19 protein-coding genes are annotated in these 20,811 nt (G+C 67.8%); 12 read left to right on the top strand and 7 right to left on the bottom strand.

All coding sequences use genetic code 11. The annotated features are described in order from the left end of the window. Positions 1-19: 19 nt before the first annotated feature. The 3 genes from ACFXHA_RS39035 (at position 20) to ACFXHA_RS39025 (ending at position 3,333) form a co-directional block, all read left to right on the top strand. Positions 20-1,384 (top strand): ABC1 kinase family protein, encoded by a 1,365-nt coding sequence (locus tag ACFXHA_RS39035; protein ID WP_379365362.1) that lies wholly within the window; start codon positions 20-22, stop codon positions 1,382-1,384. Positions 1,385-1,466: 82 nt separating this feature from the next. Then, positions 1,467-1,718 carry a hypothetical protein gene (locus ACFXHA_RS39030; protein ID WP_379365360.1) on the top strand — a complete coding sequence of 84 codons (252 nt, stop codon included), beginning with the start codon at positions 1,467-1,469 and terminating at the stop codon, positions 1,716-1,718. A 148-nt stretch (positions 1,719-1,866) separates the two neighbouring features. Continuing rightward, the gene (locus tag ACFXHA_RS39025; RefSeq protein WP_379365357.1) at positions 1,867-3,333 is read left to right on the top strand and encodes a glyceraldehyde-3-phosphate dehydrogenase; all 1,467 of its coding nucleotides are present in this window, start codon (positions 1,867-1,869) and stop codon (positions 3,331-3,333) included. Positions 3,334-3,389: 56 nt separating this feature from the next. Here the strand turns inward: ACFXHA_RS39025 and ACFXHA_RS39020 are convergent, their stop codons facing one another. From ACFXHA_RS39020 to ACFXHA_RS39005, 4 genes are all read right to left on the bottom strand, one after another. Continuing rightward, a complete protein-coding gene (locus ACFXHA_RS39020) occupies positions 3,390-4,025 on the bottom strand; it encodes a hypothetical protein (protein ID WP_379365355.1) in 636 nt (211 codons plus the stop codon). Between the two features lie 129 nt (positions 4,026-4,154). After that, on the bottom strand, positions 4,155-4,397 hold the full coding sequence (locus tag ACFXHA_RS39015; protein WP_379365353.1) for a hypothetical protein: 243 nt from the start codon (positions 4,395-4,397) through the stop codon (positions 4,155-4,157). 100 nt (positions 4,398-4,497) lie between these two features. Continuing rightward, on the bottom strand, positions 4,498-5,241 hold the full coding sequence (locus ACFXHA_RS39010; RefSeq protein WP_379365351.1) for a hypothetical protein: 744 nt from the start codon (positions 5,239-5,241) through the stop codon (positions 4,498-4,500). A gap of 79 nt (positions 5,242-5,320) precedes the next feature. After that, positions 5,321-5,851, bottom strand: coding sequence for a maleylpyruvate isomerase family mycothiol-dependent enzyme (locus ACFXHA_RS39005; RefSeq protein WP_379365350.1), 531 nt, complete (start codon positions 5,849-5,851; stop codon positions 5,321-5,323). Positions 5,852-5,913: 62 nt separating this feature from the next. Here ACFXHA_RS39005 and ACFXHA_RS39000 point away from each other — a divergent pair, with 62 nt between their 5' ends. Further along, the gene (locus ACFXHA_RS39000) at positions 5,914-6,780 is read left to right on the top strand and encodes a MerR family transcriptional regulator (RefSeq protein ID WP_379365348.1); all 867 of its coding nucleotides are present in this window, start codon (positions 5,914-5,916) and stop codon (positions 6,778-6,780) included. Here the strand turns inward: ACFXHA_RS39000 and ACFXHA_RS38995 are convergent, their stop codons facing one another. Continuing rightward, positions 6,781-7,737, bottom strand: coding sequence for a cutinase family protein (locus ACFXHA_RS38995; RefSeq protein ID WP_379365346.1), 957 nt, complete (start codon positions 7,735-7,737; stop codon positions 6,781-6,783). A 308-nt stretch (positions 7,738-8,045) separates the two neighbouring features. On the opposite strand from ACFXHA_RS38995, the gene ACFXHA_RS38990 reads away from it, so the two are divergent. The 6 genes from ACFXHA_RS38990 to ACFXHA_RS38965 all read left to right on the top strand — a co-directional run bounded on the left by ACFXHA_RS38990 (position 8,046) and on the right by ACFXHA_RS38965 (position 16,342). Then, positions 8,046-9,632 (top strand): MAC/perforin domain-containing protein, encoded by a 1,587-nt coding sequence (locus tag ACFXHA_RS38990; RefSeq protein WP_379365344.1) that lies wholly within the window; start codon positions 8,046-8,048, stop codon positions 9,630-9,632. A gap of 133 nt (positions 9,633-9,765) precedes the next feature. Continuing rightward, a complete protein-coding gene (locus ACFXHA_RS38985) occupies positions 9,766-11,259 on the top strand; it encodes an alpha/beta fold hydrolase (protein WP_379365342.1) in 1,494 nt (497 codons plus the stop codon). 46 nt (positions 11,260-11,305) lie between these two features. Next, complete coding sequence (locus tag ACFXHA_RS38980; protein ID WP_379365340.1) at positions 11,306-11,986, top strand: response regulator transcription factor; 681 nt, start codon at positions 11,306-11,308, stop codon at positions 11,984-11,986. After that, on the top strand, positions 11,986-13,383 hold the full coding sequence (locus ACFXHA_RS38975; protein WP_379365338.1) for an ATP-binding protein: 1,398 nt from the start codon (positions 11,986-11,988) through the stop codon (positions 13,381-13,383). The genes ACFXHA_RS38980 and ACFXHA_RS38975 overlap by 1 nt, the downstream gene beginning before the upstream one ends. 633 nt (positions 13,384-14,016) lie before the next feature. After that, on the top strand, positions 14,017-14,574 hold the full coding sequence (locus ACFXHA_RS38970; protein ID WP_379365336.1) for a TetR/AcrR family transcriptional regulator: 558 nt from the start codon (positions 14,017-14,019) through the stop codon (positions 14,572-14,574). A gap of 88 nt (positions 14,575-14,662) precedes the next feature. Beyond that, positions 14,663-16,342 carry an alpha/beta fold hydrolase gene (locus tag ACFXHA_RS38965; RefSeq protein WP_379365334.1) on the top strand — a complete coding sequence of 560 codons (1,680 nt, stop codon included), beginning with the start codon at positions 14,663-14,665 and terminating at the stop codon, positions 16,340-16,342. A 5-nt stretch (positions 16,343-16,347) separates the two neighbouring features. Here the strand turns inward: ACFXHA_RS38965 and ACFXHA_RS38960 are convergent, their stop codons facing one another. Together ACFXHA_RS38960 and ACFXHA_RS38955 are read right to left on the bottom strand one after the other, a co-directional pair. Continuing rightward, the gene (locus ACFXHA_RS38960) at positions 16,348-17,079 is read right to left on the bottom strand and encodes a hypothetical protein (protein ID WP_379365332.1); all 732 of its coding nucleotides are present in this window, start codon (positions 17,077-17,079) and stop codon (positions 16,348-16,350) included. 48 nt (positions 17,080-17,127) lie between these two features. After that, complete coding sequence (locus ACFXHA_RS38955; RefSeq protein ID WP_379365331.1) at positions 17,128-17,904, bottom strand: C1 family peptidase; 777 nt, start codon at positions 17,902-17,904, stop codon at positions 17,128-17,130. Between the two features lie 219 nt (positions 17,905-18,123). Between ACFXHA_RS38955 and ACFXHA_RS38950 the strand changes: the two genes are divergently transcribed. Continuing rightward, positions 18,124-19,065 carry a LysR family transcriptional regulator gene (locus ACFXHA_RS38950; RefSeq protein ID WP_379365329.1) on the top strand — a complete coding sequence of 314 codons (942 nt, stop codon included), beginning with the start codon at positions 18,124-18,126 and terminating at the stop codon, positions 19,063-19,065. A 165-nt stretch (positions 19,066-19,230) separates the two neighbouring features. Further along, complete coding sequence (gene gndA / locus ACFXHA_RS38945) at positions 19,231-20,673, top strand: NADP-dependent phosphogluconate dehydrogenase (protein ID WP_379365327.1); 1,443 nt, start codon at positions 19,231-19,233, stop codon at positions 20,671-20,673. Positions 20,674-20,811 lie beyond the last annotated feature (138 nt).

Below are 20,811 nucleotides of genomic sequence, written 5' to 3'. Positions count from 1 at the left end.
GCGCGCGAACGGGCAGTCGATGCCGACGAATCGGCTGGTCCGCGACGCCAAGCTGGCCGGGTTGCCGGTGGCGTACGCGGGTCGGCGGATGGCCGGGCGCGGTCGCAGGTTGCTGGGGCGCTCGGCGGCCGATATCGATCGGCAGGTGCAATTGCGCACCGCCGAGCACCTTTTCGAGGTGCTCGGGGAATTGAAGGGCTGCGCCGCCAAGGTCGGGCAGATGGCCGCGGTCTACCGCTCCATCCTGCCGTTCGACGCGGTGGGTCCGGAGTGGGCGGAGCTGGCCGAGGCGGCGGGCGAGGCCATGAGCCGGCTGCAGGATTCGGTGCCGCCGATGCTGCCGGGGCTGGTGCATCAGGTGCTCGCGGCGAACTTCGGCGACGGATGGCGCGGCCTGTTCCGCAGTTTCGAGGATCGTCCGGCCGCGGCCGCGTCGCTGGGACAGGTACATCGGGCGGTCTGGCACGACGGGCGCGCGGTGGCCGTGAAGGTGATGTATCCGGGCGTGCGGGAAGCCGCGGCCGCGGATCTGCGGACCCTGCGCGGACTCACGGGCGTGATCGGTGCGGTCATGCCGGGGGCGGACGTCGGGGGCATTGTCGAGATGGTCTGCCGGATGGTGACCGAGGAACTCGATTACCGGCGGGAGGCCGCCCATCAGCGCATCTTCGCCGAGGCTTTCGCCGGGGACACCCGGTTCCTGGTGCCCGACGTGATCGAGTGCGCCGACGACGTGCTCATCAGCGAATGGGTCCCCGGTAAGTCCTTCGGGACGCTGGTCGCGGACGCGAGCCCGGGGGATCGTAGCCGCGCCGGTCTGGCCATTCTCGAATTCCTCGAAGCCGCGAAGATGCGGTGCGAAATGCTTTACAGCGACGTGCATCCCGGAAATTTTCTGCTGCTGCCCGACGGGCGGATCGGGGTGGTCGATTTCGGCGCGTGCGCTCCGGTGCCCCCGCAGTTGCGTCGCATCGTCGCCGATCTCGGTGACGCCCTCTACAACGGCACTCCCGAACAGCTCGAAACCTCTTTGCGCGCCTATGGATTCGTGCAGCCGGGCCAGGAGTTCGAGGTCGACGAGCTGGTCCGCGCCATCTCGCCGTTCCTGGATGTGTTGCTGCAGGACGATTTCCGGCTCACCACCGGGTGGATGCGTGAGCAGGTCGGGGTGATCACGCGGATTCAGCTGTCCAATGTCTTCCGTCAGATGACTCTGCCGCCGGAGCTCACCGTGATGGCACGGGCGACGGTGTCGGCGCTGGGCGTGCTGTGTCAGCTGGGCACGGGGCCGATCCGGGATGTATTCCTGTGTGGCTGGCCGGAATTGGCCGAGGTGGTGCGCACCTATGAGATTGGTAGCAAACGGGCCGAAACGCTCATCTGAATTGTCGATGTTTCATATGCTCTGGCGCGCGGAGTGGGGGAAGTCAGTGCCCGCTCCGATGCACAGATAAGAGGACAATTTTATGAAACGAACCATTCTCGTGGGCTTCGCGGCCTGCGCACTGCTCGGCGCAGGTATGGGAACGGCCGCGGCGGACGGGATTCCGCTCACCACCGGCGCCGATGTCGACCTCATCTCGACCGGCTCGGCCGGGGACCTGGGTAACGCCATCGGGGCGGGGTCCGTGAACGCGGGCAGCGCGGGCGCGGGGCTCGGCAGCGCCTTCGGCGGTGGCTACCTCGACGGGGTACTCAGCAGCCTGTCGGCGCACTAGCGCACGGATCCGGCGGAGGCGGTCGTGTCGGGGCGACCGTCCTCGCAGGGCGATCTGCATCTCACATGCGGGGAGCCGGAGATTGTGATACTTCGGCGCTGGATAGCATCGGTTCTCGTACGGATCGGCCAGACCCCGAGGACTTGTGTTGACTACCGACCATCTTGACCGCTGGAACGCTCACGAGGCAGCCGCGGAGGCGATGATTCCGATCATCGGAAAGCTCTACCGCGATAAGGGCGTGACGATCCTGCTGCACAGCCGGTCGCTGGTGAACAAATCAGTGATCAGCATTCTGCGCACCCATCGGTTCGCGCGGCAGATCGAGGGCGAGGAACTGTCGGTCGACGAGACCTTCCCGTTCCTCGAGGTGCTCAGCGGGATGGACCTGGGCCCGAGCAAGATCGACCTGGGTCGACTGGTCATGGCCTACCGCGCCGACCAGCGCGGGCTGGCGGTGCCGGAGTTCACCGCCGACGTGCTGGCCGACATCACCGCCGGCAACAAGGCGCAGGCCCCGGGCCCGCGCGATGTCGTGCTCTACGGCTTCGGGCGGATCGGGCGACTGGTGGCCCGGCTGCTCATCGAGAAGGTCGGCTCGGGCAACGGGCTGCGCGTGCGGGCCGTCGTGGTGCGCAAGGGCGGCGAGGAGGACCTGGTCAAGCGGGCCTCGCTGCTGCGGCGCGACTCGGTGCACGGGCAGTTCAACGGGACCATCAAGGTCGACGCCGAGAACTCCTCGATCATCGCCAACGGCAACGAGATCAAGTTCATCTACAGCAACGACCCCTCGGAGATCGACTACACCGAGTACGGGATCAACGACGCCATCCTGATCGACAACACCGGCAAGTGGCGTGACCGCGAGGGCCTGGAGAACCACCTGCGCCCGGGTATCGCGAAGGTCGTGCTGACCGCGCCCGGCAAGGGCGATGTGCCGAATATCGTGCACGGCGTCAACCACCGGGACCTGGATCTGTCGCAGACCATCTACTCCTGCGCGTCCTGCACCACCAATGCGATCGTACCGCCGCTCAAGGCGATGGAGGACGAGTTCGGCATCGTGCGCGGGCACGTGGAGACGGTGCACTCGTTCACCAATGACCAGAACCTGCTGGACAACTTCCACAAGTCCGATCGTCGCGGCCGGTCCGCGCCGTTCAACCTGGTGCTGACCGAGACCGGCGCGCAGTCCGCCGTGAAGAAGGCCATGCCGGACTTCGCGGCGAAGATCACCGGCAGCTCGATTCGCGTTCCCACGCCGGATGTCTCGGTCGCGATCCTGAATCTGCAGCTGCGTCGCGAGACCACGCGCGAGGAGGTGCTCGAGTACCTGCGGCAGGTGTCGCTGTCGGGCCCGCTGAGCCGCAACCTCGACTTCACGGCGGCCACCGATGTGGTGTCGAGCGACTTCATCGGGTCGCGGGCGGCCTCGATCGTGGACGCCAATGCCACCATCGTCGACGGTGACACCGCGATCCTCTACCTCTGGTACGACAACGAATTCGGTTACTCGTGCCAGGTGGTGCGGACCGTGCAGTACATCTCGGGGATCGAGTACCCGACCTACCCGCAGCTGGGTGAGTACGCGCTCGCGGCTGTCACGGCCGGCTAGGCCGCACAGACGAATTCGGGCCCCGGCAGTCGACTGCCGGGGCCCGATCGTTTGTTCTAGCTGGATGCGCCGACCGGCTGCCAGCACACCACGCGGGCCGGCTTCGGGGTGACCGTCGCCCCTGCGGGCATGGCGCACTGAGCGGTGTCGGTGCTGCCGTCGAAGCGCGCGCCGACCTGCGCGGTGACGCCCGCGCCGTTCTTGGTGGCGCAGTCGACCGGGGTGATCTGGTTGACGTCGGCCTGCATGCTGAAGCAGTCACCGACCTTCACGTTGGGGGCGAAGCACAGCGAGTGATTGCCGTCGGTCAGCACGAAATAGGCCGCGTCCTTGAGCTTCCCGTCCGGGCAGGTCGCGCCGTTGGTGACCGCGGCGGCCAGTTCGTAGACGGCGGCGTGATCGGCGCAGTCGGCGGGATGGATCTTGCCGATCTGGGCGCTGCGGTACTCGCTCGACGTCACGCAATTGCCGACAGCCAGTTCGGGATCGTGGGTGGCCGTGGTGGTGGCGTGCGTGATGGTGGCGAGCAGGCCGAGGGCCAGGACCACGACACCCGCGATGGCGACGAAGGTGCCGCTGTTGCTGGGGAGCCGGGCCGGGGCCGAGGCATTGGCGGGCGTCGCCTTCGAGCGTGAGCGCAGGACCAGGCCGGCGACCACCAGGACCACGCCGATCGCGGGGATGATGAACACAGTCTTTCGATTCCTTCCGGTCCGGTGACGGACACGGCCAGGAACGTACCCCGAGACGGGTTCCGGTGAGGCTGTTTTTAAATGAACGTGTTCCTGATTTTCTTCCGGCCTGCCGAATCCTCGAGGGACCTACTGGTCGGCCAGCTTGCCCGCCGGATACCGCAGGTGATCGGCGGCGGTGGCCTTGATCCGCCACTTCAGCAGATTGGCGACCGCCAGGATCGTCGCGGCCGCCAGGGCCGTCAGCAGGAAGCGCTGATCGCGCGGATCGAGCACGGCCAGCAGGCCCAGCCCGACCAGGAAGGTGACGACATTGACCATCGCGAACGCCACCTGCTGGTTCGGGTTCAAGGCCTTCGTGGATGCGGACATTGCGACTCCTCGGATCACCTACATCGCCACGGACTGACTGACCGAACCGACGCTAGTCACCGAGATCGAGTGCGCTAAGGGACAAACGCCCCCACCCTGCCTACGCGTTGCAGTCGTGCTTGAAGTAGAGCTTGTCCGACCAGCGCTGCGAGTTCGGGTCGTAGGCCTGGATGTAGGCGTCGTTGCCGCCCTTGCAGGCCGCGTGGAAGCCGCTGGTCGGGTCCCACATGTTGGTCTCGTAGCCGAACGAGGCACCGGGGTAGCCGTTGTGCTGGGCTGCGGTGACCGTGTAGGTGGCGAGGCGGGTTCCGTTGTCGCGGTTGACGATCAGGGTGATGGTGCCGTTGTTGAAGTGATCGCCATTGATCTTGAATTCGCTGCCCGCGTCGGAGACGACCGTGCAGACGTCGCCGGTGCACTTGTTGCCCGAGGTGTAGGTGGTCAGCCAGATGTTGAGCGACGCCTTGCGTGCTGCTGCTGCGGCATTGTCGTCCTTGGCCTGCTGGCGCACCGCGGTGGTGACGCAGACGACGTCGCCGGTGTAGGCCTCACGCCAGACGAACCCGTTGACGCAGGTGTCGGGCCCGTACGCCCCGCCGCCCGCCCGACGGGACCCGGCGGCGGCGTTATCGGCCTTGGCCTGATCGCGATTGGCCGGGGTCACGCAAACATGGTCGGCCGCATTGGCTTCGCGCCACACATAGCCTTCCTGACAGGTGTCCGGGCCGTAGTCGCCGCCCGCATTGGCGACGCCCATGCTCGACAGGAATCCGAAACTGGCGGTACCGACGACGGCCGCTGCGAGCGCGGCGCGGGCGGCGGTACGAACGTGGTTGGCGATCATCGGTGGTGGTCCTTCATCTCGGTGCTGATCGATTGCACCGAGAATGCGCTCGCCCACTAATGGGCGACCAACGGGAAACTCACGAGGTACGACGGCCGGTGGCCTGCAGCAACAACTCCGGGAGCGGGGCTTCCCGGGTGCGCCAGTCGCCGTCCTTCCAGACCCGGTCGAGGGCCGCTCGGGTCGCGGCGGCGGGCATCTCGCGGGGCAGGCCGAGGGGGATGGCGATGTCCTGGCCGTGCACCAGCAGGTCCATCAGACGGTCGGTGGGGGTGGTGCCGAGGGCGGTGACCCGCAGGCCGACGGTGGCGCGCAATTGCGAGAGGAGTTGCGCGGTGGGTGTTTTCGCGGCATGCCGGATGGCGGTGTCGCGGATCATGGTGTGCAGGTCGCCGCGGGCGCGCAGCAGGCCGACGAGGATCGTGGGCAGCGATGGGTTGCTCGAGAGGATGATGTGGGCGACCACCTCGCGGACTCGCCAACTCTCGCACAGGGATCGATGATTCCACTCGGCTTCGGTGAGCGTGGACAGCAACTCGTGCAGGCTGGCGCGTTCGGTGTCGACGGCGTGCCAGATCTGTTGCGGTGTCAGGGGTTCGGTGGTGGGCATCGGGACCTCCGGGGTGATGGGTGTTCCCGTACCGTAGGAACTCCAGTCGGGTGGAGGTGCAAGTGACTGTGAGCCAGGGCACACGACAGGGGTCGATCGGGATCGGCGAACTCGCGCGGCGGACCGGGATATCGGTGCGCACCATCCGGTTCTATTGCGACGAAGGCGTTCTGGAGACAGCACGCAACTCGGTCGGGCATCGGGTATTCGATTCGGACACGGCGGTGCGGCGGCTCGCGGTGGTGCGGCGGCTGCGCGGGCTCGGGCTGGGACTCGGTGCGATCACGCAGGTGCTGGCGGGGGAGCGGACGGTGACCGAGGCGGTGGCGGCCGAGCGCGGAGCGGTCGACGCCGAGCTGGCTGCCCTGGCGCGACGCCGGACGGCGTTGCTCGCGGTGGAGGATCCGGGGCGCGGGTATCGGACGGTGCTGGCGTTCTGGGCGCGGATGCTCGAACCGTTGCCGCCACCTCTGTTCGGTGCCTTCGCCGAGATGGATGTGCCGAATCCGGCGGACGATTGGGAGACCGGCCGCGTGCTGGCGTTCGGTGAACTCGCCGCGACGATCGCGGATCCCGGGGTGGGCGCGGTGATCTCACGCCAACTGTGGCGGACCGACCCGGACGAGATTCGCCATCCGGGGGCCTTGCTCATCGGGCTGGCCGAGGCGTGTCAGGACGTCGGTGGGCTGCTGCTGGCGAACGAGCCGCCGCGGCCGGGGCCCGAACTGGATCGGTTCGTGGCCGCGCACGCCTCGGGGCGAGGCGTGCGCGATACCCCCGGCTTCCGTCGGCGGTTGCTGTCCGGGGCGGTGGATTCCGATCCCCGGGTGCAGCGGTATTGGCGGCTGACCGGCGAGATCACCGGGACCGTCACCTCGGGTGGGGCACAGCACTGGCTGGCCCGAGCGCTGGCCGAAAGTTCCTGCTGATCAGGAGTTTTCGGCGGTGTCGGAGAGCCAGTTGCGCAGCCATCCGGTGGCGGTGGTGCCGTTGCCGTCGACGATGTAGCGCGGGTAGGACTGGTGCACGCCCGAGGCCAGGAACTGCTGGACCTGGCGCAGCCACTGCTCGCCCGCCGGATCGTCGGCCGGGGCGGACAGGATCGCCGACCAGCCCGGCATCAGCGCCTCGGCCAGGATGTTCTGGAAGGTCAGCACATAGCTGGGGATCTGGAGCGGATCCTGGGCGGTGAGCTGGGTGAGCAGGCCCGCCGAGCGGCCCGCCAGATCGTCGTTCGGTACCGAGCAGTAGAGATCGCCCGCGGCGCAGAAGGTACGCACCTTCGAGCTCAGCCAGCCGAAGCCGCCCGCCCGGGCGCCGCCCGCGCCGGTGCCGGGGACTTGCGGGCCGACGATGGCGTCGGTGGGTGAGCGGCGCGGGTCGGAGACCAGACCCACGGCGGCGACCCGGTCGGGCGGGATGACACCGATGCCGGTGCCGATCTCGGAGGCCAGGTCACCGGCCGCGTCCGCGCCCTGGCTGTAGCCGATCAGCGCGAACTTCGTTGCGCCGCAGCGGGCCGCCATGGCGGAGACCAGGCCGCGGGCCGCGTTGACGGCGTCGTGCTTGGACTTGCCGTAGACCTCGCCGTCCCACGGGAAGGCGGTGGCCGGGTAGCTGACGTAGTCGGTGCGGACCTTGCCGGGCAGGCCGCGGGTGACCTGGGCGAGCATGCCCTGTTTCGGGTCGTCCTTGGAGGTCTCCCAGGTGCCGGGGACGGCGATGACATTGAGGCCGGGGCAGTCGGCGGGGGCGGCCGTGGCGGGTGCGCCGGTGGCCGTGAGCATTCCGGCGGCGGTCAGGGCCGCCGCGGCGACGCCGCCCGCGAGTTTGCTGGATCGGCCCGCGAGTTTGCTGGATCGCCGTGCCGACTCGTTGGATCGCACTGTTCGAAAGGACAAGGTCCACACCCCTTGTTCGGATCGTTCGGTCGATTTCTCTACACCGCCGCGAACATACCAAAGGAACTGGTTGGTTCGAGGGGTGGTCGACAGGAAACGCCGAGAGCCGGACAAACAGGATTATTGAACTGACTCAGGAGATTTCACGCGAAGCCCCCGCGCGCCGTTTCCGGCGCACGTGGAGCTGAAATTGTGAGACCGCGGGTATGTTTCTTAATTCCTTTGGAGTGCAAGTTGTTTCGACCGCGTAAACCCTACCATTGCCATGGGGACGGCAACGGAAGGATCACATCATGTCGCTGATACCCGGCGCATCCGCTATCGGGCGCGGATTCAATATTCTGGGAACCTATAGCGCCAAGTCGCTCATGCCTCAGATAATCGCTCTTGGTCCCGAGGACAAGACCTGGGAATATCCACCAACCGGGATCGTCTATCAGGTACCGGAGAACGCCCAGCCCACCGAGTCCACGCACACCACGGGTTCGTCCTATGTCTACAACACGGTCGAACAGTTCCAGTCGCATTTCTCGCAGAAGGCGGGGGTCAAGGCCTCCTACGGCGCGTTCAGCGGCCAGTTCGACATGGCCTATCAGAAAACCGTAAATACCGACCAGTCATACTATTACGGCATTTATGAAGCCGACTTCACCGCATGGGATCTCCTACTCGGCGACAGATCGCCGGACTCACAGACTCCGGCTTTCCGTAATGATCCGGATGTGAAGAACCTGCCCGATACCTTCACGCCGCAGAATCAAGAGCAATTCTTCTCGGTGTTCCGCAAGTGGGGAACCCATTTGGTCGACCGCGTCGTCGTGGGCGGCAGCCTCGACTACTACGAGGCCGTGCAGACCAGTTACTCCTCCAACCAGCAGTCGGTCAGCGCCAACATCACCCTCGAATACAAGGCCGTATTCACCTCGGGCAAGGCCGAATCCAAGACGCAGTGGGACACGCTCGGCAAGAGCTGGTCCAACAGCCGGCTGGTCACCGTCAGCGCCACCGGCGGCGACAACTCCATCCTCGACGCCCTCAATCCCAGCTACGGCGACAACCACGTCGGCATCTTCACCCAGTGGTCGAACGCGGTCATGAAGAACCCGTCGGTCATCGAGTACACCCTGAAACCGTTGACGCATCTGTTCTACGGCCAGCAGGCCGCCGCGGTGTCGGATGCGTTGGAGGCGTACACGAACGGCGCGATCCTGGTCTTCGCCGGCACCGATTACACCCCGGGCACCGCACCCGGCGGCGGCAATGTCTCCACCGGCTGGGGCATCATCACCAATGGCAATGTGGCGGTGGCGTCGCCGCCGGTGGAACCGCCCCCGCCGCACATCGTCGGGCCCGGCCAGGTGGCGCCGGTGGGCGGATATCAACTGGCGCTCTACGATCCGCACACCTATGAGCCGATCATGTGCCACCTGTACTACCAGACCTACCTGGGGCAGCAGTCGCTGAAACCCAATCCGGCGATCTATCACGCCATGATGACCGACCTCAACAAGGTCACCCAGCACGGATATGTGGCCGCGGTCAGCGGTTTCGGGATCGACCTGCAGAACTATCCGTCGCAGGAGTTCTCGAACTGGCTGTTGAGCATCGGCGCGACCATGAACCTCTGGAAGAAGTTCAAGGGCTACGACTACAAGGCCGGATCCTGCTGCTACGTGGTACTGGGCAGGCAGGGCTCGGTGCAGGGGCACGCGATCGAACTGCTGCAGGCGATGTACTCGCCCGCGAACTGGCTGGAGCAGCCGTATCTGTTCAATCTGAACCCGTCAGCGCTCGGCCTGACCTATGCCCGCACCGCCAATAAGGCGCTCGGGCAGCGTGGTTACGGCTCGCTCGTGTTGCCGGAAGGGTCCGGGCACTAGCGTCCGGATTCTCGGGGCGCGGATTCTTACACGCCTTTGTCATTCGTTTGAATCGGGTTTGACCTCGGCCGCGCACGATTCCTGTGAGCCGCCCGGAAGTGCCGGGCGGCGCACGGATGAGGGAGCCGACGGCATGCGCGCTGGAATTCGGGCCGGGATGGGTGTGGCCGCGGTGGCGGCGATAGCTGCGGGTTTGGTGACGGGATGTGATGCGGGGGAGCGGGATCGCGCGTTGCCGTGGTGTCCCACCGTCGAGGGGTACGCGGTGGACTGCGGGACCGTGCCGCGGCCGCTGGTCGAGGGGCGGGCGGAGCTGGGCACGGTGGACGTGGCGTATGCGCGGATCAAGCATCCGGGCGGGGCGCCGGCGGCGGGCACCATCCTGCCCAACCCGGGCGGGCCGGGCGTGCCGATGATCTCGCATGCCGCCGAGGCGGCCCAGGTCACCGCCGGACTGCTCACCGATCACGATGTGCTGCTGATCGATCCGCGTGGCACCGGGCTGTCGGGCCCGATCGACTGCGGCGTCGGCGCCGACGAATACCAGCTGGGCACCCGCGAACAGCAGCGGGACGCGGTCGGGCGGTGCGCGGATCGGCTGGGGGACAAGGCGGCCGGATACACGTCGGCGGCCACGGTGGACGACTTCGACGCGGTGCGGGCGCAGTTGGGGATCGACAAGGTGATCCCGTACGGCATCTCCTACGGGACCTATCTGATGCCGGTCTACGCCCAGCGTCACCCTGACCGGGTCGCGTCGATGGTGCTGACCGGTGCGTACCCCGCCGATCACGACCCGTTGCAGCGGCCCAATGCCGCGGCGGTCTCGCTTGCGCTGCAACGGATCTGCGAGCGCAGCCGGGCCTGTGACGGCACCACCGCGGTCGATGATCTGCGCGCGGTGGCCACCCGGGTGCGGGAGCATCCCCTGCCGGTGCGCGCCAAGTCGGACGTCCTGCTGACCGAGGCCAAGCTGGCGAGCCTGGTCTTCGAGGCGGCCACCAGCAATGTCGGTGCGGCTCCGGAACACATGACCCCGCTGGGTCTGCTGCCCGCCGCCCTGCATGCGTCCGTGCGCGGCGACGACAGCGGGCTGAGCGAGTTCGTCCGGCTCACCACCGAGGAACCGGCCTACGAGAACATCGGGCTCTACATCACGGTGGCCTGCAACGACTATCCGTCGCTCTGGTCGCGGGAGGCGGCACTGCCGCAGCGTGAGCAGCAGTACCGGCAGCGGGTGGCCGAGAGCGCGGGCCAGTTCGGGGCGTTCAGCGCCGAAGGCTTCACCGCTGGACAGCGCGACGGCGGCGACGCGTGCCTGCGCTGGCCCGGCATCCCGGGCCATCAGCGCCCTGACCAGGTGACCACCCCGCTGCCGGATGTCCCCGTGCTGGTGCTCTCCGGTGATCTGGACGCCATCACCCCCGACGCCAACGGCAAGCTGGTGGCCGCGAAGTTCCCGCGCGCGACCTTCATCTCGGTGCCCAATACCGGGCATGTGCCGGATCTGGAGCCGAGCGGTTGCGTCGTCGGGGTCGTCGCCGGTTTCGTGCGCACCGGTGCGGTGTCGGGCGCGGAGTGCGTCGCGTCGCTGCCGCCGATCGTCGTGGCCCCGGTCACGAACTGACGGGAGCCCTGAGATGACAGTGTCCGCCACCGACCAGACTGACCCGATGGCATCAGCGAAAGTGCTCGTGGTCGAGGACGATCCGAATGTGCGCAGCACGCTCGAACAGTTGCTGCGGTTCGAGGGGTATCGGGTCAGCGTGGCCGCCGACGGGCGGGAGGCCCTGGATCTGCTCGAGCTCGATCGGCCGGATTTGGCGGTGGTGGATGTGGTCATGCCGCGTCTGGACGGGCTGTCGCTGTGCCGGACGTTGCGGCGGCGCGGGGATCGGCTGCCGATCCTCGTGCTCACCGCGCGGGGGCAGGCCGGGGACCGGGTCGCCGGGCTCGACGCCGGGGCCGACGACTACCTCGGCAAGCCGTTCGACACCGAGGAACTGCTCGCGCGGCTGCGGGCGCTGTTGCGGCGCAGCGCGCCCGCCGAGCCCGCGGTGCTGACGGTCGGAGACCTGAGCCTGAACCCGGCGACCCGGGAGGTCCGGCGTGGGGATCGGCTGTTGGAGCTCACCCGCACCGAATTCGACGTGCTGGAATTGCTGCTGCGCAACGCGCCGGTGGTGCTCACCAGAGGCCAGATCTACGAACACATCTGGGGTTTCGACTTCGACACTGAATCCCGCTCGCTGGATGTGTACATCGGGTACCTGCGGCGCAAGACCGAGGAGGGCGGCGCGCCCCGACTCATCCAGACCGTCCGCAATGTCGGCTTCACCGTGAAGGCGGTGTGATGCGCACCCGGCTCACCCTGGTGGTGTTCACCGCGACCGTCGTCGCCATCGTGGTCGCGTTGGTGACGGCGTATCGGAGCGTATCCCCGCTGGTGGCAGCGCAAGTCGATCGCAGCCTGGGCGATCGGGCCGACACGGTCATTGCCGTATTGCGAGCCGCGGACGCCCAGAGCGTGTCGGGTGGAGGGGCGGGGCCGATCATGCCGGGTGGCGCGGTACCGGTCGGAGCGATGCTGCCCGTGCGCTCCGACATGACCGAGCAGCTGTTGCTCGCGGACGGGACCGTACGACCGCTGACCACGGGGCGAGATCCCTTGCCGGTCAGCGCATCCGATCTGGCCGTCGCCCGCGCCGGGAGCGGCAGCGTCGAGACCGAGATCATGGTCGGCGATAGGTCCTACGGCGTCCTGACCAAGGCGCGGCCCGGTGGCGGCGCGGTCATGGTCGGCCAGGATTACGCCGAGGTCGAGCGGGTCGATCGCGAATTCATCTGGCGCACCGCCTCGATCACCGCCGTCGCGGTGCTGTTGGTCGCGCTGACGGCGTGGCTGGCGATCGGCCGCATCCTGCGCCCCATGCGCCGCCTCGCCCAGGCAACCCAGCGGATCACCACCACCCGCGAGCTGTCCACCGTCCTGCCCGAAGCGGGCCGCGACGAAATCGGCGACCTCACCCGCGATTTCAATGCCATGCTCGCCGCCCTACGACTGTCCCGAGCCCAGCAACACCGCCTGGTCCAGGACGCGGGCCACGAACTACGCACCCCGCTCACCTCGGTCCGCGGCAGCGCCGAACTCCTCCAACGCGCCAAGGGCCGCCTCGAAGCAGCGGACGAGGAGCAGGTGCTGACCACTCTCGTGCAGGAGGCCAAGGCCCTCGACGCCCTCGTGGGTGAACTCGTCGAGTTGGCGACCGACCAGCATGCCGACGAAGCGTCGGCCCGGGTGGCGCTGCCCGATCTCGCGGAAGACTGCGCCCAGCGCTTTCGCCGCCGCACCGGCCGCGCAATCAGCGTGCACAACGAAATCTCCACTGGCCGTGACGAAGGCGATACCCCGCCCGCCGATGTCGTGGTGCGCCCACGCGGACTGGCCCGCTGCGTGGACAACCTGCTGGACAACGCGCTCAAGTTCAGCCCAGCCGACACCGAGGTCGAGATTCGCATTCGCGGAACGGAATTGGCGGTCCTGGACCATGGCCCCGGCATCGATACGGCCGACCGGACCGCGGTGTTCGACCGCTTCTATCGGGCCGACCGCACCCGCGCCACCCCCGGTTCGGGTCTCGGCCTGGCTATCGTGCACGACATCATCACCGCGCACGGCGGCACCGTCTACACGGCCGATCGCCCCGGCGGCGGCACCGAGGTCGGCTTCCGCTTGCCGCCCGCGCGATAGCGCAGTGGGAGGCCCAGGACCCCAGCCGGTTTCGGGTGGGATGGGGGACGGTCATCGTGTGCGGCGGAGCCGGTCATGTGTGGCGGTCACGGTGGCGAAGACCGGTCGCCGGTCGGGTCGGCGCTGGGGCTCGGATCGTGTGGTGCCGTTGCGGGGCAAGGGGATTGGGGAAGCCCCGGGGCGTAGCCTGCCCCGGGGCCTCGGTGGCCGCCCAATTGCAGCACGCCGACACGTTTAAGAACGAGCTGAGTTTCAAGTTAACGTGACGCTCTACGATTGAGCTACGGCCCATTGATGGCTGAGCCGGCGGGAGTTGAACCCGCAACCTTCACGCTGACAACCCGTTCCTTCGATTCGGCGTTCGGCGGCGAATGCTGAAGCTGGAGCGATAATGTGAGTTTGAGTCAGCCGCGGTGCCTCTACCGTTGGGCTATCCCGCCAGGGATGGCGGGAGAGGGATTCGAACCCCCACTGGGCCGCTGAGCCGATCACATTGAACTTCGGTTTCAGCTTGCGCTCCTTGCGCATTGGAGACTCTAGACGGCGGCGCGGTCGGCGGCCAAGCCAATAATGACGTGGTCCGTGCGCAGCCTGGGGTTGACGGAATATGTAGATCGGTCTACTTTCTTGGGCATGGGACAGAAGGGCGCCGAGACCCGAGACCGGCTGCTGGACGCGACGCAGGAGTCGGTCGAGGCCGCGGGGTATTTCGGCACCGGGCTCAACCAGGTGATCGCGCTCAGCGGTGCGCCCCGGGGGTCGCTGTACTTCCATTTCCCTGGCGGGAAGGATCAGCTGGTCGGGGAGTCCGTGCGCCGGGCGGGTGCGGCGATCGGTGATTCGCTTGGGGCGCTGGCCGGTTCCGAGTTGCCGGTGGCCGACGTCGTCGACCTGGTGCTGCGGCAGCTGGGCGAGCGGCTCGAGGAGTCGGAGTGGCGCAAGGGCTGTCCGGTCGCCACCGTGGCGCTCGAGACGGCCGCCTCCAACGACTCGATCCAGCAGGTGTGCGCGGAGGTCTATGCCTCGTGGGAGGACATTCTGCGCGCGCGGCTGTCGGGGCAGCCCGGCGGCGATGACCTGGCGACCACGATTCTCGCGCTCATCGAGGGCGCACTGATTCTGGCCCGGGCACATCGCAGCCGGGAGCCGCTGGACCGGGTGGCCAGGCAGATCGCGGTCTGGCTGAACTGATTTCGATCCGGGCTGAGATTGGGCCGACGGGAAGTCGGCTCTCTTTTTGACCAGAAAATATGTAGACCGATCTATTAGTGGAGTGGGTATGGACGCAATCGTCTTCGGCGCAACCGGATTCATCGGCCGATCGCTGGTCGGCGAACTACTCGGCGAGGGGCAGCGGGTGGCGGCGGTGGTGCGCAACGACACCCTCACCCCGTGGCTCGTCGCCCGGGGGACCGACATCGAGGGTTTGACCGTCGTCACCGCTGACATCACGGAACCGCTCACCGGACTGCCCGAGGCGCGCGACGTCTACAACGCCGCGGCCCGGTACGCGTTCGGACTCGGGGAGCGAGAAGCGCGGGCCACCAATGTGATCGGAGCGATCAACGTTCTCGAATGGGCCGCGACCCTGCCCGCCCTGCGGCGGCTGGTGCATGTGAGCGGATACCGGGTGAGCGCGCCCAGTGGCGAGCCCGACTATGCCGGGCTGGGGGCGTACGAGGCGTCGAAGTTCGAGGGCGATCTCGCGGTCCGGAAGCTGGCCCGCGAGCGCGATGTACCGCTGACCATCGCCAACCCGAGCACCGTGATCGGTCCGGGACAGCACATCGGCCTGGCCGGGCTGGTCCGGGATCTGTGGGACGGGAAGCTGCCCGCGGTCCCGGGCGGTCCCGAGGTGTTCGTGCCGATCGTCGGCATCGACTACTTCGTGCGTTTCCTGGCCCGCATTCCCGAATCTCCTGCGGGCGAGCACTATTGGGTGCTCGACGACAACACTCCGCGGCTGCCGGAGTTGATTCGCACGGTCGCCGACCACCTGGGAGTGCGGGCGCCGAGCCGCAGTGTCCCGGTCGGCCTGCTGCGCCGCCTGCCGCGCAAACTCACCGGGGCCGATCCCGAGACGCTCTCGTTCCTCTCGACCGACCGCTATCCGACGGCTTCGGCCCGATCCTTCGCCGCCGCCGCGAATCTGGAGATGCCCGCTGCCGACGACGCGTTGCGCACGTGGGCCGACGATCTCATCGCGGAACGATTCGGCGCGGCCGCACCGTGGCTGCGCCCCTACGGTTTCCGGACCGTGGCGGGCAGCCGAACCTGGATCGCGGGTGACCGGCACACTCCCGATCACGTTCTGCTGCACGGTCTTCCGATGAACGCCGAGCTGTGGGCTCCGCTCGCGGCGCGGCTGGACGGTTCGGTGCTGGCGCCCGACCTGCCGGGGCTCGGCCGATCGGAAGCCTCCGACCGGCCGCTGGAGGCGTGGCTGGCCGACCTGCTGAGCGAGGTCCGGACCCGGCCGGTGCTCGTCGCACACTCGCTGGCGTGCGCGCCCGCGCTGCGCTACGCGATCGAGCATCCGGACCGCATCGGCGGACTGGTGCTGATCGCACCGGCGTTCCTGCAGGCCCCCGGCTCGGCGCTCACGCGCTCGCCACTGGCGGCCTGGATGTTGCGCCGCATGTCCGCCGCACGGCTCGCCGAGACCCTCGGGCTCGAGCCCGGTCCCGAGATCGACAGCGCCGCAGCGGATCTGCGCCGCCCCGGAGTCGCGCGGCGGGTCGTCGCGGCGCTGCGCACCGTGCACGCCGAGCGTGGGCACAACCGCGAGCTCCTGGACCGGGTGAGCGTCCCGGTCGAGATCATCGTGGGCTCGGCCGACCCGTTGGTCGTGCCCGTCGATCATCCGGTGACCGAAGTGCCGGGTGCGGGCCACTATCCGCAGCTCACGCATCCGGCCGTGCTGGCCGGACACCTAGAAAAGGTGGCCGGCCCGCGATAACGGCGTCAGCCGAACAGGTACCCGAAGACGTCCGCCCCCAGCTTGCGCTGGGTGATCTCGGCATTGTTGGCTTCCTCGCGCGCGAACTTCACTGCCTGCTGCAGCTTTTCGACGCGCTCGGTGAGCTCGTGGACGCGCTTGGCGGGCAGCGCGCCGGAGAACTTGATGGTCCGCCAGTACCCGACCACCACATCCTCGTGATACACCTCGACCTGCGCCGGATGCTTCTCCGTCGCTTCGGCTTTCACGTGGTTGCGCGGAATCTTCTTGGTGCGCACCGTCTGTACCGGCTCGGTGGCGTAGCAGTCGGCGGCCGCGTCGTAGTCCCACGACTCCGAGGCGTCCAGCACCGGCAGTTTGCGCACGAAGGTGTGCAGATCCGTCAACTGCTTCTCGAGGAACAGCAGATAGGTGATGGGCGCGTCCGCCACCAGGGTGCGCCCGTCCACCACCACATCGGCCGTCGCGGTGGTGTTCGCCCAATCCTTGGTCGCCACCACATCGAACAGTTTGGTCAGAATGTCCGCCGTGGTGGCCAGCACCTCATCGGCCTTCACCTGCACGCGCGTCGACTCGGGCGGCAGCTGCTCGCCCTCCTCGTCCTTGGGACGGTAGGTGCGCGAGATTCCGCTCAGCAGCGGATTCTTGGCCAGCTTGTGATGGGCCTCGGTGAGGTCGGAGAAAGTACGGGACTTGATCCCTTTCTCAACGGCGACAATCTGATTCAAACGCGTCATGCCCCGCACTGTATCGGTGTGGCCACCCTGGCGGCCAGGCGTTTTCGATCAGCCCGCGACGGTGCGAACGGTCCAGAAGTCGGAGGCGTTGCCCGAGAGCAGGTAGGCGTAGGGCATGCTCCCGTAGCCGTCGAGTCCCCAGCCCGTGCCCCAGGAATTGCGGATGCGGAACACCGAGCGGCCGTCGTCGTAGCCGACCGCGACCACGCAATGTCCGCCCACCACCGGGTCTTTGGCCCCGGGCAGCGGGATGGCCCCGGTGGTCTTCACGTCCGGATCGAAGATGCTCTGGTAGGCGGTGAACCCGAACACGAACGGATACCCGTCGGCCAGACAGCCGCGCAGCTGCGACAGTGTGCGGGTCACCCGGGAATACGCGATGGCTCGATGTGCGGCGGCGTCGGCATAACATTTGGGCGGCGGTTGGGTGGCGAAGGCCGAAATGTCATAAGGCCATTCGGTTTCCGGGCAGGCGCCCACCTTGGCCACGCTCTTGATGCCGTCCCGGATCATCGCGCCCGAGTCCTGAGTGACGGTGCCCTCCATGACGCGTTCGTTGTAGTAGATGAAAAGCCGGGAAGGGATGGATTCGTCGGGCAGTCCCTGTTTCATGGCATCGAATTGCAGCGCCCCGGCAATGCCGTTGCCGGTGCAGGAGCCGAGCTCGCCCTGGTCGTAAACGGAAGCGAACTGCGAGGTCAGATCCACGCACGGGGGTAGTTCGGCGATCACCGCGGCCGGTGCGGCGTACAGGTGGTCGCGCTGGTCCGGCAGGTCCGGAAGCCAGCCGAGCTGGGTGGTCTTCTTGGTGTTGAGAGTGTTCATGCCTTCCAGTGCAACCGGGGGCGCGGGCATCGGAAACCGGCGAAATCAGAAAACGTATTCACTCGAACCGATCACCGGATGTCCCCGAAATTCGGGTAGCGGGCCACTCGTTACCCCGGCCCCCCGATTGCGCGATATTGGATGCGAAGGTGAATGGCGATACCGCCGACGGCAACCGGGTGCGGGGACCGGTGTCGAACGGCGCAAGGGGGCAAGGCCGTGGAATTACGGCAACTGCGGTATTTCGTGACGCTGGCCGAGGAACTGCATTTCGGGCGTGCAGCGGCCCGCGAGCACATCGTGCAATCGGCGTTGAGCCAGCAGATCCAGCGGCTGGAACGGGAACTGCGGGTCCCGCTGGTGGAGCGCAGCACCCATCATGTGCGGCTCACCGCGGCGGGCGTCCTGCTGCTGGCCGAGGCGCGGCTGATCCTCAGCCATGTCGATCGGGCCGCGGCCGCGGCCCGCACCATGACCGGAACCGACGCCATCGCGCGGGTTGCGCTCGGCGACGCCAGTTTCGACACCATGCCGATGGTGCTGGCCGCCGTCCGGCATCACCATCCGCGTCTCGTCGAGGTGCATCAGATCGAGGCCGGGGTGCCCGAGCAGTGCCGGATGCTGGCTCAGGGACACCTCGATGTCGGTATCGGGCGTGCGACGCAACTGCCGGCGGGGGTGGCCTCGGAGGTGATCCGGCTCGACCGGCTGGGTGTGCTGGTCGGCGCGGAACACCCCTGGGCGCAACGGCATACGGTGCCGCTCACCGAACTGGCCGGGGAAACACAGGTTTTCGCCGACGAATCGCGCGCCCCGGAGTTCAACGAGTACGTCCGGGAGCTGTGCCGCACGGCGGGATTCGTGGCCCGGGAGTATCCGGGCACCGTGCACAGTGTGCTGGGCGCGGGCCGGCTGGTCCGTGACGGCCACGCGGTCGCGTGCGTGCCCCGGTCGTGCGCGCCGCTGCCGGGGCTGCGCTGGCTGCCGCTCGCCGAGCCCGCCCACTATCCGTGGTCGCTGCTGTGGCGCGCGAACGGTGAGACCGAGGCCGTGCGCGCCATTCGCTGTTGTGCGCGGCTGCTGGCCGAGCGGCTGGGCTGGACGTCGCGGCGAGAACCCGAGGCGGCGATCGTGAGCGTCGCCGAGCGCCGGGCGGGCTGAATCCGGGCTGCCGTACCGGTTGAATGCGGGCTGCCGCCCGGGGCCCTTCGGTGTGTCGGAGGCCGACCGGGTAGAAAAGGACATGGCGTCGTGGACGCGATCCGGGATGCCGCCGCCGAGGAGAATTCGTGCGGAAACACATCTGACGAACGGAGAGGCTGTTTCATGGCGACCTCGGAAGCGCGTGCCCAGATCGGCGTGACCGGCCTGGCGGTCATGGGTAGCAACATCGCCCGCAACTTCGCACGGCACGGATACACCGTGGCCCTGCACAACCGCAGCATCGGCAAGACGGACGCGCTGCTCGAGGCGCACGGCGGCGACGGTGACTTCGTGCGCACCGAGACCGTCGAGGAGTTCGTGGCCGCGCTGGAGAAGCCGCGCCGCGTGCTGATCATGGTCAAGGCCGGTGACGCCACCGACGCCGTGATCGAGGAGCTGGCCGCGGCCATGGAGCCCGGCGACATCATCATCGACGGCGGCAACGCCCTCTACACCGACACCATCCGCCGCGAGGCCGCGATGGCCGCGCGCGGGCTGAACTTCGTGGGCGCGGGCATCTCCGGCGGCGAAGAGGGCGCGCTCAACGGGCCCGCCATCATGCCGGGTGGTCCGAAGGAGTCCTACGAGTCGCTGGGTCCCATGCTGGAATCCATTGCGGCGCAGGTCGACGGCACCCCGTGCTGTACCCACATCGGCCCCGACGGGTCCGGTCACTTCGTGAAGATGGTGCACAACGGCATCGAGTACGCCGATATGCAGCTCATCGGCGAGGCGTACAACCTGTTCCGGGACGCGCTGGGTTTCGACGCCAAGCAGATCGCGGACGTGTTCACCCAGTGGAACTCCGGTGAGCTGGAGAGCTACCTGGTCGAGATCACCGCCGAGGTGCTCAACCAGGTCGACGCCAAGACCGGCAAGCCGCTGGTCGATGTGATCGTGGACGCCGCCGAGCAGAAGGGTACCGGCCGCTGGACGGTCAAGTCCGCGCTGGATCTCGGTATCCCCGTGACCGGTATCGCCGAGGCCGTCTTCGCCCGCGCGCTGTCCGGCTCGCGCACCCAGCGTGCCGCCGCCAAGGGCCTCGCCTCCGGCGTGCTCGGCGAAAAGCCCACGGATGTCGCGGAATTCACCGAGGCCATCCGCCAGGCGCTCTACGCCTCCAAGATCGTCGCCTACGCGCAGGGCTTCGACCAGATCGCGGCCGGCTCCGCCGAATACAACTGGGATCTGCACCCCGGCGACCTGGCCACCATCTGGCGCGGCGGCTGCATCATCCGCGCCCGCTTCCTCAACCGCATCAAGGACGCCTACGAGGCGGATCCGGCGCTGCCGTCGCTGATCCTCGCCCCGTACTTCCGCGAGGCCATCGAGACCGCCATCGACAGCTGGCGTCGCGTGGTCGTGGTGGCCACCCAGCTCGGCATCCCGGTCCCGGCCTTCGCCTCCTCGCTGTCCTACTACGACGGCCTGCGCGCCGACCGCCTCCCGGCCGCCCTGACCCAGGGCCAGCGCGACTTCTTCGGCGCGCACACCTACGAGCGCATCGACGCCGAGGGCAAGTACCACACGCTGTGGAGCGGTGACCGCAGCGAAGTTCCCGCGTAATTCGCGGTAGTACAACAGGTCTCACCACGAAAGGGCGGGGGGGCGGGGCCCCCGCCGCCGGCCCCCCCCGCGGGTTTACATAGAGCCCCAAAAGCACCCCCCCAGCGCAGATGGGCGCCGGGGGGGGTGTAAAGGTAG

The organism is Nocardia sp. NPDC059240, from assembly GCF_042753865.1.
In the GTDB taxonomy this organism is placed as follows: domain Bacteria; phylum Actinomycetota; class Actinomycetes; order Mycobacteriales; family Mycobacteriaceae; genus Nocardia.
The sequence above is the reverse complement of the archived record's forward strand: the minus strand, read 5'-3'. Positions and strand labels throughout refer to the sequence as shown.